Below are 13,852 nucleotides of genomic sequence, written 5' to 3' on the forward strand. Positions count from 1 at the left end.
CTGATGACCTATGATCCCGCCAGCGCCAACCCGCTTGCAGGCAATCCGCTCGAAACCCGCGCCGATATGAGCCGGGCTCTGCTTGATCTCTTCGATCCGCTTCTTGTCTGTTTTTCAAAAGGCAATGCCCGCGTCAGGCTGAGCGGCGGCGCCGCCCATTTCGACCGGGCGGCAGCCGATCTCGAAGGCTTCGCCCGCCCGCTCTGGGGATTGGCGCCGCTTGGCGCCGGCAACGGCGACTTCGCCCACTGGCATCGTTTTGCCGAAGGTCTCGCAAACGGCACCGATCCCGCCCATCCGGAATATTGGGGAACGGTCAATGGCCGCGATCAGCGGATGGTCGAGCTTGCCGCTCTCGGTTTTGCCCTGGCGCTGGTGCCGGAAAAGATCTGGGAGCCGCTCGATCAGCGCGCCCGCGGCAATGTCGTCGCCTATCTCAAGCATGCCAGGCAGTTCGACTATGCCGACAATAACTGGAAATTCTTCCGGATCCTTGTCGATATTGCGCTCGATCGTCTCGGCGCCGATTTCGATCGCAGCCTGACCCGGCAATATCTGCAGGAGCTCGAAGGCTTCTATATCGGCGATGGCTGGTATCGCGACGGCAACGTGCGCCGCATCGACCACTACATTCCGTTCGCCATGCATTTCTATGGTCTGATCTATTCCAAGCTCGTCGACGACGATTATGCAAAACGCTACCGGGAGCGCGCCATCCTCTTTGCCCGGGACTTCCGCCACTGGTTTGCCGCCGACGGCGCGACGATCCCATTCGGCCGCAGCCTGACCTATCGCTTTGCCTGTGCCGGCTTCTGGTCGGCGCTCGCCTTTGCCGATGTCGAGGCTTTGCCCTGGGGCGAGGTCAAGCATCTCTGCCTGCAGCATCTACGCTGGTGGAAAGATAAGCCGATTGCCGATCGCGACGGCGTGCTGTCGATTGGTTTTGGCTATCCGAACCTGCTGATGTCGGAAAGCTACAATTCCGCGGGCTCGCCCTATTGGGCGCTCAAGGCCTTCCTGCCGCTCGCCATCGCCGAGGATCATCCGTTCTGGACCGCTGAGGAAAAGGCGCCGGAGCAGGCACCCTCTATCGTCCCCCAGCGTCATCCCGGCATGGTGATGATGCGGGCAGGCGGCGATGTCGTGGCACTGTCTGCGGGCCAGGAAAATCTGCAGATGCGTTTCGGCACGGAAAAATACGCGAAGTTCGCTTATTCCACCCGCTACGGCTTCAGTGTCGAGTCCGATGAGCGTGGCTTCGCGCTTGCCGCCTTTGATTCGATGCTGGCCTTCAGCGATGACGGCCTGCATTACCGCGTGCGCGAAACGAATGAGCAAGCAAAGCTTGCAGGCGAGGTGCTCTATGCGAAATGGTCGCCTTTCCCCGCTGTCGCTGTCGAAACCTGGCTGCTGCCTCAAGCCCCCTGGCATATCCGCCTCCACCGGATCAGGTCTGACCGGCCGTTACGCATCGCCGAAGGCGGCTTTGCCATCGGCCGCCGGGATTTCGAGCTGGACAGGCTCTCGGCGTCCGATGGGGCTGCCTACGCGATCGGCGAAGCCGATTTCACCGGCATTGTAGATCTCGGTTCTTCGGTCAGGCGCGCCGGCCTTGCCCAGAAGGCGCAACCCAACACCAATGTGATCGTTGCGAAAACCATCGTGCCGCAGCTGCGCGGCCAGATCCCGGCCGGTGAAACCATCCTGGTGACGGCAGTGCTGGCGCTCGACGATCCCGCCGCCGTCTCCTCTGCCTGGACGAAGCCGCCGAAAGCGCCCGATATTGCGATGCTGGAGGCCCTGGTGCGGGAAAAAGGCGTGACCGTCAGCGCCATCGAAGCGCCGGGACAGATGCCATGAGCCGCCCGGCCATTGTTCTTGCGATGGAGCCCTCGCGCACGGAACACGTCCTGCCGGAGGGTTTGCTGCAACGGCTCGACACCGTCGGTCACCTGCTGGATTCCAAGCCGCTGCAGCATTTCAACGACGAGCGGGCCAGACGCCTGCTGGCCGAAGCCGAAATCCTGATCACCGGCTGGGGCGCGCCCTATGTCGGGCCTGACATTCCCGCCGCAGCAACGCACCTTCGCCTCATCGTTCATGCGGCGGGCACGGTAAAGGGCGTCATCGACGACAGCATCTTCGAAGCCGGCATAGTGGTCAGCCATTCGGCCGAGGCCAATGCCGTGCCGGTCGCCGAATTCACGCTGGCGGCGATCATCTTCGCCGGCAAGCGGGCCTTCCGTTTCCGTGATCTCTATGTCGCCGACCGCAACCGCGACCGGACCTATCCGATGCAGCGCGAAGCGATCGGAAACTATGGCCGCATCGTCGGCATCGTCGGCGCCTCGCGCATCGGCCGGCGGGTAATCGAGCTCTTGAAACCCTTCGGCTACAGGCTGCTGCTGTTCGACCCCATGCTCGATGCTGCCGAGGCCGCCGGACTCGGCGCGGAGAAGGTCGATCTCGACGAATTGATGCGCCGCGCCGATATCGTTTCCCTGCACGCGCCGTCGCTGCCCTCGACCCGGCATATGATCGATGCGCGAAGATTGTCGCTGATGAAGGAGGGCGCAACGCTGATCAACACCGCGCGCGGCATCCTCGTCGATGAGGTGGCGCTGCTTTCGCAGCTGAAGACCGGCCGCATCGATGCGGTCATCGACGTCACCGATCCGGAGATCCCGGACCCCGGCTCGGTATTCTACGATCTGCCGAATGTCTTTCTGACGCCACATATTGCCGGCGCCATCGGGCTGGAACGGGCGCGCCTCGGCGAGATGGCGGTGGACGAGGTCGAGCGCTTCATGATCGGCCGGCCGCTGCTTTACCAGATCCAGCAGGCGAATCTCGAAAACATCGCCTGAGGCGCGTCGAGCGACCCAGGCGACGAGATATCAGCGTGATGTCCGCAGCGAATTGGGCGAACCGTCATCGGCGAGCTCGGGCATCAGATCGGCAATTTTGACCACTTTGCCGGTGCGCGAGCTTGTCAACGCCGCAATGCCGCAGAGCACGGACATGGCGCCGGCCCGCGTGCCGGCGCGCTGGGCGAGCCTGTCTTCTATGTCGGGCTTGAAGATCATATTGCGCATCCGGTCGTCGCCGCCGTAATGGCCGCCGGTGAAATGCGGAACGACGATGCGCTCGACCGCCTCCTTGCCGTTCGGGAAATTGCGGATCAGCAGGATCGTGTCTTCCTTCGGCTCTTCCCAGGGCTGGGCCTCATATTGGCGAAGCTCGATGCGCCCCTTGGTGCCGTTGAAGGCGAGGTGATGGCCTTCGATCGGTTGAAAGGTGTTCAGCGAATAGGAGACATGGACGTTGTTGCGATAGCGCAGGCTGACCACCATCGTGTCGGGAATGTCGATATCCTCGCGGAAGACGCAGCCGTCGCGGAAATAGCCGTCAATCTTCGAGGGATCCTCGTAGAGCTGATCGAGGAACGGATCGGCCTCGAGATCTAGATAATAGTCGCATTCATGCGCGTGCGGACAGAGCTTGCAGCGCGGGCCGCGGAATGGGCCCTTGCGGCCGTAGTTTTGCAGGTCGGCAAAGGAGGTGACGGCTTCGGGGTCGCTGTCGAGATACCAGTTCAACAGATCGAAATGATGCGTCGCCTTGTGGACGAACAGGCTGCCGGAATTTTCGGTATAGGCATGCCAGCGGCGGAAGTAGTCGGCGCCGTGTTTGGTGTTGAGATACCAATGGAAGTCGACGGAGGTCACCCGGCCGATCTCGCCGGCATTCAACAGTTCCTTAATGCGCGCCGCCGTCGGCGCGTAGCGGTAGTTGAAGGAGACGTCGACGCGCCGGCCGGTCCGTTTCTCGGCATCGATGATCCGCCTGATCTTGTCGACCGCTGTTGTCATCGGCTTTTCGGTGATGACGTCGATACCGGCTTCGAGCGCCCGCACGACGATGTCGTCGTGGGTGTGATCAGGCGTGCAGACGATGATCAGATCCGGCTTCTGTTCGGCCAGCATCGCGTCGATATCGTCGTAAATCGGCGCGTTGCTGCCGATCATATTGCGGGCACGTTCGCCACGCAGCGAATTCTTCTCGACGATCGCGATGAGATCGACATGTTCGCGCCAGCCGGCAAGCAGGTCCTTGCCCCACATCGTGGTGCCGCGGTTTCCGGTGCCGATCAGGGCAAAACGGCGTTTCTCCATCGAATGAACCTCCTGCATGCGTGATGAAACGAATTGAAAATCAGATCTGGCAACAACTGCGGAAGCGCTCGACGCAGGTGGCGATCACCTCGTCGGCCGGGCGTTTCCACCAGGTCTCGGCCGAAAAAATCTCCACCTCCTGCGCGCCGAAGAAACCGGCGGCCTCGACCATCCGTCGTATGCCCTTGAGGTCGATGACGCCATCGCCCATCATGCCGCGGTCAAGCAGCATGTCCTTGGTCGGCACCAGCCAGTCGCAGATGTGATGGGCAAAGATGCGTTTCATGCGCCCGGCGCGGGCAATCTGGTTGGCAAGATCGGGATCCCACCAGACATGGTAGACATCGATCGCAACGCCGACATCCTCACCGAGCTGATCGCACATGTCGAGCGCCTGGCCGAGCGTGTTCACGCAGGCCCGGTCGGCGGCATACATCGGGTGCAGTGGCTCGATGGCGAGCTTGACGCCGGCAGCCTGCGCATGCGGCAGCACGGCGGCAATGCCGTCAAACACCATCTGGCGGGCGGCGACAATATCCTTCGAGCTGCCGGGCAATCCACCGACAACGAGCACCAGGCAATCGGCTGCGAAGGCCGCGGCCTCGTCGATGGCGCGCCTGTTGTCGTCGAGGTTCTTCTGCCAGTCGGCATCGTTTGCCGCCGGAAAGAAGCCGCCGCGGCAAAGTCCGGTCAGCTTGATGCCGTTCGATTTGACGATCCGCACCGCTTCGTCGAGACCGGCCTTGGCGACCTGGTCGCGCCACGGCGCGATCGAGGTGATGCCGTGTTTCAGGCAGATATCGACGGCTTCGGCGAAACCGCATTGTTCGCGGATCGTCGCCAGATTGATCGAAAGTCCTTCGACCTGCATGTCATTCCCTCCCATTGCCGTGCCGGCGCTTAGTGAACGCCATGGACGGCAAGCACCTGCTTCATGCGCGCCGTTGCGAGTTCCGGATCGGCGAGAACCCGCGCCTTGTCGGCCAGGCGGAAGAGTTCGGCCAGATGCGTCAGCGAACGGGTGCTCTGCTGGCCGCCGACCATGACGAAATGGTCCTGTAGGCCGTTGAGATAGGCGAGGAAGACGACGCCGGTCTTGTAGAAGCGCGTCGGCGCCTTGAAGATGTGGCGCGACAGCGGCACGGTCGGCTCGAGCAGATCGAAGAATTCGTGGTTACTCTTGCGGCCGAGCGCGTCGAGCGCAGCGGACGCTGCCGGCGCGATCGCATCGAAAATCCCGAGCAGCGCATCGGAATGACCCTCTTCGTCGCCGGCGATCAGTTCGGCATAGTTGAAGTCGTCGCCGGTATACATGCGCACGGCTTTAGGCAGTTGGCGGCGCATCGCCACTTCTTTCTCCTTGGAAAGCAGCGAGATCTTGATGCCGTCGACCTTGTCGGCATGTGCCTCGATCACCTCGAGGCAGGTGGACATCGCCTTGAGGTGGTCGCCGTTGCCCCAATAACCCTCGAGCGCCGGATCGAACATCTCGCCCAGCCAATGGATGATGACCGGTTCCTTGACCTGGCGGAGGATGCGGTCGTAGACGCGGATATAGTCATCCGGCCCTTTGGCGGCGGCCGCAAGCGCCCGGCTCGCCATAAGGATGATACGGCCGCCGGCTGCCTCCACCGTTTCGATCTGCTCCTCATAGGCCTTGAGGATCGTGTCGACGGTTACGTCGGGTCCCGGCGTTAGATGGTCGGTGCCGGCACCGCAGGCAATCAGCGCATCCTTGCGACCGGCCGCTTCGCCAAGCGCCCGGCGGATGAGGTCGCGCGCTTCCGACCAGCCGAGGCCCATGCCGCGCTGCGCCGTATCCATGGCTTCGGCGACGCCGAGGCCGAGATCCCAGAGCCGGTGGCGAAAGGCGAGCGTTCGGTCCCAGTCGATCGCCGGCGTCAGCCACGGGTCGTTGTCGGCGAGCGGATCGGCGACGACATGGGCGGCGGCAAAGGCGATGCGCGGGAAGGCCTTGGCGTCGCGCTTCTTCAGTTCGATCGGCGTGCCGGTCAGTGTGTAGGGGACGATCTTGCCGTCGAGGGGGAGATTGATCGTCGTCACGGTCAGAACTCCAATGCGGGAACGTCGAGCCAGCGGCGCTCTGCCCAGGATTTCAGGCCGAGTTCGGCAAGCTGCACGCCCTTGGCGCCGGCTTCCAAGCCATAGGGCCACGGCGCATCTTCGACGACATGGCCGATGAACATCTCCCACTGCGCCTTGAAGCCGTTGTCGAAAGCCTGCGTGTCCGGGACCTCGTCCCAGGTCTTGTAAAAGTCGATCGTCTGCGGCTGGTCGGGGTTCCAGACCGGCTTCGGCGTGTTGACGCGGTGCTGGCTCCAGCATTTCGTCAGGCCGGCGACAGCCGAACCATGCGTGCCGTCGACCTGGAAGGTGACGAGGTCGTCGCGGCGAACGCGAACGGCCCAGGAGGAGTTGATCTGCGCGATGGCGCCGCCCTCGAGCTCGAAGGTCGCATAGGCCGCATCATCGGTGTCGCAATCATAGGGCTTGCCCTGCTCATCGATGCGCTGGCCGATATGGGTGGCGCCGAGGCAGGAGACAGCCTTTACCTCGCCGAACAAATTGTCGAGCACGTAGCGCCAGTGGCAGAGCATGTCGAGGATGATGCCGCCGCCATCACCCTTGCGATAATTCCAGGACGGACGCTGGGCGGGCACGCCCCAATCGCCTTCGAAGACCCAGTAGCCGAATTCGCCGCGCACCGAGAGGATCTTGCCGAAAAAGCCGGAATCCTTCAGCAGCGCCAGCTTGCGCAGGCCCGGCAGGAACAGCTTGTCCTGCACGACGCCGTGCTTGAGCCCGGAGCCGCGCGCCTTGCGGGCAAGGTCGAGTGCCACTTGCAGATCGTCGGAGATCGGCTTTTCGCAATAGACATGCTTGCCGGCATCGATCGCCCTGGACAGCAGCTCGGCGCGCATCAGCGTCGTGCCGGCGTCGAAGAAGATCGTGTCGTCGGGATTGGCGAGAGCGGCATCGAGGTCGGTCGACCAGCGCTCGATGTTATGCTTCTTCGCCAGCTCTTCCATCTTGGCGCCGTTGCGGCCGACGATGATCGGGTCGATCTCGAGTTTCTCGCCCGATTTCAGCGTGATGCCGCCCTGGTCGCGGAAGGCGAGGATCGAACGCACCAGGTGCTGATTGTACCCCATGCGGCCGGTAACGCCGTGCAAGATGATCCCCAAGCGTGCCATTTTTCCTCCCTTGCAATTTTTTGCGGCGGGAGCGGGCATCCGGCCCGACCCTCCCAAGTCAGTAACTAAACAGTTACTTGATGGCAGAAGAGCAGCGAGGCTGTCAATAGTCAAATCCTGTTTTCGGGATTCAGCGCTTGATCGAGGCGAGCGTCACGTGGACGATATGCCTTTCCCAGGCATGAAGATGGGTCGGCTCGATCAGGTCCCGGCCGAAGATCGTCGAAAGCGTGTACTGGTTGGACAGGTAAAAATAGCCGAGCGAGGCGATCGTCAGATAGACGTGCAGGGGATCGGCGGTCTCGACGAAGACGCCCTGCTTCTTTCCCCGCTCGAGTACATCCGAAAGCTCGCCGATCAGATGCGAGTGCAGTTCTTTTAGCCGAACGGACTGGCGCAGCCAGCGGGCGCGATGCAGATTTTCCGTGCCGAGCAGGCTCAGAAATTCCGGGTGCTGGAGAAAATAACGCCAGGTGAAGAGCGCGAGTTCGCCGATGCCTTCTTCCGGGCTACGGTCGCCGATATGAAGCGCGCGCTCGGCCGTGCGGATGCCGACATAGGCTTCTTCGAGCACTCTGAGGTAGAGCTGCTCCTTGTCGCCGAAATAATGGTAGAGCATGCGCTTGTTGGTGCCGGCGCGCTCGGCGATGGCATCGACGCGGGCCCCGCCCATGCCGTTTTCGGCGAACTCGCGGGTTGCCGCTTCCAGGATCGCGGCGCGTGTCCGCTCCGGATCGCGTTGCGCCGTGCGTTCCTGAGATGGGCGCCGGGATTTTTTCTTTTCTCCGTTTTCCGCGTTGTCGTTCATCGTTTCCCCTCCGTCTCGGATGTTGCGCTCATAAGCCTTCGGTGCGAAATTGTAAAAACCGAATTTAGAAGGGCGGCCAGCAACAACCGACACCCCGCTTGACACGCTTGCCGCTTTGCCCGTAGCTTGTAACCAATTAGTTATTTATGCAAGGGTAACTACATCGGAAGCGTGTGGAGGCGCTTCCCCTTAGGAGGAGGAAAAAATGAGCCTACGTGTAAGCAGACGTAATTTCGTGGCGGGAGGCGCAACGCTTCTTTCGCTATCGGCGCTCGGAACCAGCGCTTTGGCACAGGAAACGCGCCTGCGTCTCCTGTGGTGGGGCTCGCAGCCGCGCGCCGACCGCACCAACAAGGTCTCCCAACTTTACCAGACAAAGAATGCCGGTACGTCGATCACCGGCGAATTCCTCGGCTGGGGCGATTACTGGCCGCGTCTTGCGACCCAGGTCGCCGGCCGCAATGCGCCTGATATCATCCAGATGGACTATCGCTATATCGTTCAATATGCGCGGCGCGGTGCGCTTGCGCCGCTGGAATCCTACATGCCGGCGAAACTGAACCTCGACGATTTCGACAAGGCGCAGGTCGAAGGCGGCAGTGTCGACGGCCATCTCTATGGCGTCAGCCTCGGGGCGAACTCGGCCGCGACGGTGCTCAACACCACCGCCTTCAAGGAGGCCGGTGTCGATCTGCCGACGCAGGCGACAACCTGGGAAGAATTCGGCCGCATGGGCGCCGAGATCACCAAGGCGGGCAAACGCAAGGGCATGTTCGGCATCGCCGACGGCAGCGGCGGTGAACCGCTGTTCGAAAACTGGCTGCGTCAGCGCGGCAAGGGCCTCTATACCGCCGACGGCAAGATCGCCTTCGACGTCGACGATGCATCGGAATGGTACGACATGTGGGCCAAGTTCCGTGAGGCCGGCGCCTGCGTTCCTGCCGACGTCCAGGCGCTCGACAAGAACGACATCGAAACCAACACGGTATCGCTCGGCAAATCTGCGGCCGGCTTTGCCCATTCCAACCAGTTCGTCGCCTATCAGGCAATGAGCAAGGACAAGTTGGCGCTCACCAACTACATGCGCATCAAGGCGGATTCGAAGGGTGGCCACTATCGCAAGCCTTCGATGTTCTTCTCGGTCTCGGCCCAGTCGAAATCGGTGGAGCAAGCGGTCGACTACGTCAATTTCTTCGTCAAGAACCCCGAGGCGGCGGTGCTCCTGGATGTCGAACGCGGCATTCCGGAATCGGCCGCCATGCGCGAGGTCGTCGCGGCGAAGCTCGATGAGAACGGCAAGGTTGCCCTGGCATATGTCAGCGGTCTTGGCGACCTCGCCGGCAAATTGCCGCCGCCGCCGCCGGCCGGCGCCGGTGAGGGCGAGCTGATGTTGCGCAACATCGCCGAACAGGTCGGCTTCGGACAGCTGTCTCCCGCCGATGGCGGCAAACAGCTCGTCACTGAAATCACGCAGATTCTCGCACGAGGCTGATCCCGTATGAGCAATGCGATGCGCACGCCCGCAAGGGCCATATCAGTGGAAAGCTATCAGGGTGCCGTGGCCGAAGGACGCTTCCGGCGTCTCTGGAATGCCAATGCTCCCGGCTATCTCTTCCTTTTGCCATGGCTCATCGGCTTTTTCGGGTTGACCCTCGGGCCGGCCCTGATTTCGCTCTACCTTTCCTTCACCGACTTCGACATGATCCAGTCGCCGCGGTGGGTGGGGGCTGCGAATTACGTGCGCATCGCCACGGCGGATCCGAAATTCTCGGCCGCCATGCACGTAACCCTGACTTATGTCGTCTTATCGGTGCCGTTCAAGCTGACCTTCGCCTTGCTGGTCGCCATGGCGCTGAACCGCGGCCTGCGTGGGCTGCCGATCTATCGCGCCATCTTCTACCTCCCCTCACTGCTGGGTGGCAGCGTGGCGATCGCCGTGCTCTGGCGCCAGCTTTTCGCCAGTGACGGCCTCATCAACGCGGCCCTTGCCCAGATCGGCATCGAGGGACCGAGCTGGATCTCGCATCCGAACTATTCGATCTACACGCTGGTGGCGCTGTCCGTCTGGCAGTTCGGCTCGCCGATGATCATCTTCCTGGCCGGCCTGCGCCAGATCCCGCAGGATATGTATGAGGCCGCGAGCCTCGACGGCGCCTCGAAATTCCGGCAATTCTACAAGATCACGCTGCCACTTCTGACGCCGGTGATCTTCTTCAACGCCGTCGTCCAGACGATTGATGCCTTCAAGGCCTTCACGCCCGCCTTCATCATCTCCGGCGGCACGGGCGGTCCGATCAACTCGACGCTCTTTTACACGCTCTACCTCTATCAGGAAGCCTTCGGCAATTTCCGCATGGGCTATGCCTCGGCGCTCGCCTGGATCCTGGTGGTGATCATCGCGATCTTCACTGCCTTCTCCTTCCTGACCTCGCGTTATTGGGTGCACTACGATGACTGAGATGACCGCTTCCGTCACTGCGGCCAGGCCGCCATCGGACATCACCAAACGCAGTCTGCCGGCGTCGCTCATCATCCACGCCCTGCTGATCGCCGCATCGCTTCTGATGCTCTATCCTCTGTTGTGGATGGTTTCGGCATCGGTCAGGCCGGAAACCGAGATCTTCTCGTCGACCTCGCTCATCCCGTCGTCGATCGATTTCTCCTCCTATGCGCGCGGTTGGGTCGGCCTCGATGTCAGCTTCGGCCGGTTCTTCTGGAATTCGCTGGTCATTTCGCTGCTGGTGGTGACGGGCAATGTCATCGCCTGTTCGCTGACGGCCTTCGCCTTTGCGCGGCTGCGGTTCGTCGGCCGGAATTTCTGGTTCGCGATCATGCTCGGCACGCTGATGATCCCCTATCACGTGACGCTGATCCCGCAATATGTGCTCTTCCTCGATCTCGGCTGGGTCAACACCATCCTGCCGCTTGTCGTGCCGAAGTTCCTGGCAAGCGATGCCTTCTTCATCTTCCTGATGGTGCAGTTCTTCCGCGGTATCCCGCGCGAACTCGACGAGGCGGCGATGATGGATGGTTGCAGCGCCTGGCGCATCTATTGGAAGATCATGTTGCCGTTGTCGCTGCCGGTGCTGGCGACGGCCGCCATCTTCTCCTTCATATGGACCTGGGACGATTTCTTCGGTCCGCTGATCTACCTGAACGACATGAACACCTATACGATCCAGCTCGGCCTGCGGACCTTCGTGGACTCCACCAGCGCATCGGATTGGGGCGGTTTGTTCGCCATGTCGACCCTGACGCTGGTGCCGGTATTCTTCTTCTTCCTGTTCTTCCAGCGTCTGCTGATCGAGGGCATCGCCACGACGGGCATGAAGCGTTGACGGCGATAGCGGGAAAAAGCGACATGAGCATGAAGACGGTGGCGATCGTCGGCTGCGGCATCGGCCGCTCCCACATCGTCGAAGGCTACCTGCCGCATTCCGACAAGTTCAAGGTCGTGGCGATCTGCGACCTGAACGGAGAGCGTTTGTCGGCGGTCGGCGACGAGTTCGGTATCGAACGCCGCACCACCTCTTTTGCAGAACTGCTGGCCGACGACACGATCGACATCATCGATATCTGCACCCCACCCGGCATTCATCTGGAACAGGTGGTCGCGGCGCTCGCCGCCGGCAAACATGTCGTCTGCGAAAAGCCGCTGACCGGCTCGCTGGCCGGTGTCGATACCATCATGGAAGCGGAAAAAGCCGCCAAAGGCGTACTGATGCCGATCTTCCAATATCGCTATGGCGACGGTATCCAGAAAGCCAAGCGGATCATCGATGCCGGCATTGCCGGCAAGGCCTATACGGCTTCGGTCGAAACCTTCTGGTTGCGCAAGCCGGAATATTACGCCGTTCCCTGGCGCGGCAAATGGGCGACAGAACTCGGCGGCGTGCTCGTTACCCATGCGCTGCATCTGCACGACATGATGATGCATCTGATGGGCCCGGCAGCAAGGGTCTTCGGCCGTGTCGCCACCCGCGTCAACGATATCGAGGTCGAGGATTGCGCCTCCGCCAGCCTGCTGATGGAAAACGGCGCCTTTGTCTCGCTGTCCTGCACGCTTGGTTCGCAGGAACAATTGAGCCGGCTAAGGCTGCACTTCGAGAACGTCACGTTCGAAAGCAGCCACGAACCCTACACACCAGGCAAGGATCCCTGGAAGATTATCGCTGCGAATGACGAGGTGCGGGAGAAGATCGACCGGGTGATTGCCGACTGGCAGCCGGTCGCGCCGCGTTTCACCACCCAGATGGGCCAGTTCCACGCCTTCCTCAGCGGCCAGGGGCCGCTGCCGGTGACGACGGTGGATGCTCGTCGCGCGCTGGAACTGGTGACCGCCATTTACCAGTCTTCCGACAGCGGCGCCGACGTGCCGCTGCCGGTCGGTCCTGACAGTCCGAAATACGCCGATTGGCGCGCAAGAACGAAGTAACCGATAAATAAAACGAGAGGGTTTTGAGAAGATGGCAACCAGTGTCGTTCTTCAGAAGGTCGAGAAGCGCTACGGCTCGCTGGATGTGATCCATGGCATCGACCTGACGATCGATCCCGGCGAATTCGTCGTTTTCGTCGGCCCCTCCGGCTGCGGAAAATCGACCCTTCTGCGCATGATCGCCGGTCTCGAGGAGATCACCGCCGGCGCGCTGCTTCTCGACAGCGAGCGCATGAACGAGGTGGCGCCCGCCAAACGTGGCATCGCCATGGTTTTCCAGTCCTATGCCCTCTATCCCCATATGTCGGTTTACAAGAACCTTGCCTTCGGCCTGGAGACGGCGGGTTACAAGAAGACCGATATCCAGCCGAAGGTGAAGCGTGCCGCCGAGATCCTGCAGATCGAGAAGCTGCTGGAGCGCAAGCCGAAAGCGCTCTCCGGCGGTCAGCGTCAGCGTGTTGCGATCGGCCGCGCCATCGTGCGCGAACCGCGGATCTTCCTGTTCGACGAACCGCTGTCGAACCTCGATGCCGAACTGCGCGTGCAGATGCGCGTCGAGATCTCCCGCCTGCACCGCAGCCTGGGTAACACCATGATCTATGTCACCCATGACCAGGTCGAAGCCATGACGATGGCCGACAAGATCGTGGTGTTGAATTCCGGCCGCATCGAGCAGGTCGGCGCGCCGCTCGATCTCTACAACAACCCGGCCAACCGCTTTGTCGCCGGCTTCATCGGCAGCCCGAAAATGAACTTTCTCAAGGCCCGCATCGAGCAGGTCGGCGAGGCTGAAACCAGCATCCATGTCTGCGGCAATTCGGTTCGCCTGCCGCGCCGGCTGAAAGGCGAGGCTGGCCAGGACGTCACCTTCGGCATCCGTCCCGAGCATCTTTCCCTCGCCGAGGGCGCCATCGCACTGTCGACCGTCAACATCGATCTCGTCGAAAATCTCGGCGGCGCCACCATGCTTTACACGACGACGCCCGATAGCCAGCTCCTGACCGTTGCGCTCGACGGCCAGCAGAAGGTCGAGCGCGGCGCCAATGTGAAGACTTCCTTCGATCCGGCCCGCTGTCACGTCTTCGATGCCGCCGGCAAAACGATCTAACCGCCCTTCTTGACAGCCGATCCCCCTCTGCCCCATCATTTCTGGATGGGGCCGTTGGAACAGGATGAATCCTGTTCTAACTTAATTAGTTAGAGCATGCTGTCGTCCGAA

Annotated in this window: 12 protein-coding genes; 7 read left to right on the plus strand and 5 right to left on the minus strand. The window is 61.7% G+C overall.

From position 1 onward, the window contains the following. Nucleotides 1–3: 3 nt before the first annotated feature. Entirely contained in the window at nucleotides 4–1,860 is a 1,857-nt protein-coding gene (locus tag HJB84_RS17165; protein WP_207582375.1) for a DUF2264 domain-containing protein, read from the plus strand. After that, nucleotides 1,857–2,867 (plus strand): hydroxyacid dehydrogenase, encoded by a 1,011-nt coding sequence (locus HJB84_RS17170; protein ID WP_221116448.1) that lies wholly within the window; start codon nucleotides 1,857–1,859, stop codon nucleotides 2,865–2,867. The genes HJB84_RS17165 and HJB84_RS17170 overlap by 4 nt, the downstream gene beginning before the upstream one ends. Nucleotides 2,868–2,897: 30 nt before the next feature. Here HJB84_RS17170 and HJB84_RS17175 read toward each other — a convergent pair whose 3' ends face one another. The 5 genes from HJB84_RS17175 to HJB84_RS17195 form a co-directional block, all read right to left on the minus strand. Further along, nucleotides 2,898–4,175 carry a Gfo/Idh/MocA family protein gene (locus tag HJB84_RS17175; protein WP_221116449.1) on the minus strand — a complete coding sequence of 426 codons (1,278 nt, stop codon included), beginning with the start codon at nucleotides 4,173–4,175 and terminating at the stop codon, nucleotides 2,898–2,900. Between the two features lie 40 nt (nucleotides 4,176–4,215). Then, entirely contained in the window at nucleotides 4,216–5,046 is an 831-nt protein-coding gene (locus tag HJB84_RS17180) for a sugar phosphate isomerase/epimerase (RefSeq protein WP_207582378.1), read from the minus strand. A 29-nt stretch (nucleotides 5,047–5,075) separates the two neighbouring features. Then, a complete protein-coding gene (locus HJB84_RS17185; RefSeq protein ID WP_221116450.1) occupies nucleotides 5,076–6,239 on the minus strand; it encodes a dihydrodipicolinate synthase family protein in 1,164 nt (387 codons plus the stop codon). A gap of 2 nt (nucleotides 6,240–6,241) precedes the next feature. Then, entirely contained in the window at nucleotides 6,242–7,390 is a 1,149-nt protein-coding gene (locus tag HJB84_RS17190) for a Gfo/Idh/MocA family protein (RefSeq protein WP_221116451.1), read from the minus strand. Nucleotides 7,391–7,520: 130 nt separating this feature from the next. Continuing rightward, on the minus strand, nucleotides 7,521–8,198 hold the full coding sequence (locus tag HJB84_RS17195; protein WP_207582381.1) for a TetR/AcrR family transcriptional regulator: 678 nt from the start codon (nucleotides 8,196–8,198) through the stop codon (nucleotides 7,521–7,523). A gap of 205 nt (nucleotides 8,199–8,403) precedes the next feature. On the opposite strand from HJB84_RS17195, the gene HJB84_RS17200 reads away from it, so the two are divergent. Genes HJB84_RS17200 through HJB84_RS17220 form a run of 5 tightly spaced genes read left to right on the plus strand, consistent with a single transcriptional unit; the run spans nucleotide 8,404 to nucleotide 13,741 of the window. Further along, complete coding sequence (locus tag HJB84_RS17200; RefSeq protein ID WP_207582382.1) at nucleotides 8,404–9,690, plus strand: ABC transporter substrate-binding protein; 1,287 nt, start codon at nucleotides 8,404–8,406, stop codon at nucleotides 9,688–9,690. A 6-nt stretch (nucleotides 9,691–9,696) separates the two neighbouring features. After that, complete coding sequence (locus HJB84_RS17205; protein ID WP_221116452.1) at nucleotides 9,697–10,656, plus strand: carbohydrate ABC transporter permease; 960 nt, start codon at nucleotides 9,697–9,699, stop codon at nucleotides 10,654–10,656. Then, a complete protein-coding gene (locus HJB84_RS17210; protein WP_405049021.1) occupies nucleotides 10,649–11,536 on the plus strand; it encodes a carbohydrate ABC transporter permease in 888 nt (295 codons plus the stop codon). The genes HJB84_RS17205 and HJB84_RS17210 overlap by 8 nt, the downstream gene beginning before the upstream one ends. 23 nt (nucleotides 11,537–11,559) lie before the next feature. Further along, nucleotides 11,560–12,633: a Gfo/Idh/MocA family protein gene (locus HJB84_RS17215; protein ID WP_207582384.1), complete on the plus strand. Its 1,074-nt coding sequence runs from the start codon at nucleotides 11,560–11,562 to the stop codon at nucleotides 12,631–12,633. 31 nt (nucleotides 12,634–12,664) lie between these two features. After that, the gene (locus tag HJB84_RS17220; RefSeq protein WP_207582385.1) at nucleotides 12,665–13,741 is read left to right on the plus strand and encodes an ABC transporter ATP-binding protein; all 1,077 of its coding nucleotides are present in this window, start codon (nucleotides 12,665–12,667) and stop codon (nucleotides 13,739–13,741) included. Nucleotides 13,742–13,852 lie beyond the last annotated feature (111 nt).

Source organism: Rhizobium sp. NZLR1b, from assembly GCF_019685155.1.
GTDB lineage: Bacteria > Pseudomonadota > Alphaproteobacteria > Rhizobiales > Rhizobiaceae > Rhizobium.

What these genes read in the sequence shown, in the direction of transcription:
- HJB84_RS17165 (WP_207582375.1), top strand. Translation starts at nt 4, where the DNA reads ATGACCTATGATCCCGCCAGCGCCAACCCGCTTGCAGGCAATCCGCTC.
- HJB84_RS17170 (WP_221116448.1), top strand. Translation starts at nt 1,857, where the DNA reads ATGAGCCGCCCGGCCATTGTTCTTGCGATGGAGCCCTCGCGCACGGAA.
- HJB84_RS17175 (WP_221116449.1), bottom strand. Translation starts at nt 4,175, where the DNA reads ATGGAGAAACGCCGTTTTGCCCTGATCGGCACCGGAAACCGCGGCACC.
- HJB84_RS17180 (WP_207582378.1), bottom strand. Translation starts at nt 5,046, where the DNA reads ATGCAGGTCGAAGGACTTTCGATCAATCTGGCGACGATCCGCGAACAA.
- HJB84_RS17190 (WP_221116451.1), bottom strand. Translation starts at nt 7,390, where the DNA reads ATGGCACGCTTGGGGATCATCTTGCACGGCGTTACCGGCCGCATGGGG.
- HJB84_RS17195 (WP_207582381.1), bottom strand. Translation starts at nt 8,198, where the DNA reads ATGAACGACAACGCGGAAAACGGAGAAAAGAAAAAATCCCGGCGCCCA.
- HJB84_RS17200 (WP_207582382.1), top strand. Translation starts at nt 8,404, where the DNA reads ATGAGCCTACGTGTAAGCAGACGTAATTTCGTGGCGGGAGGCGCAACG.
- HJB84_RS17205 (WP_221116452.1), top strand. Translation starts at nt 9,697, where the DNA reads ATGAGCAATGCGATGCGCACGCCCGCAAGGGCCATATCAGTGGAAAGC.
- HJB84_RS17210 (WP_405049021.1), top strand. Translation starts at nt 10,649, where the DNA reads ATGACTGAGATGACCGCTTCCGTCACTGCGGCCAGGCCGCCATCGGAC.
- HJB84_RS17215 (WP_207582384.1), top strand. Translation starts at nt 11,560, where the DNA reads ATGAGCATGAAGACGGTGGCGATCGTCGGCTGCGGCATCGGCCGCTCC.
- HJB84_RS17220 (WP_207582385.1), top strand. Translation starts at nt 12,665, where the DNA reads ATGGCAACCAGTGTCGTTCTTCAGAAGGTCGAGAAGCGCTACGGCTCG.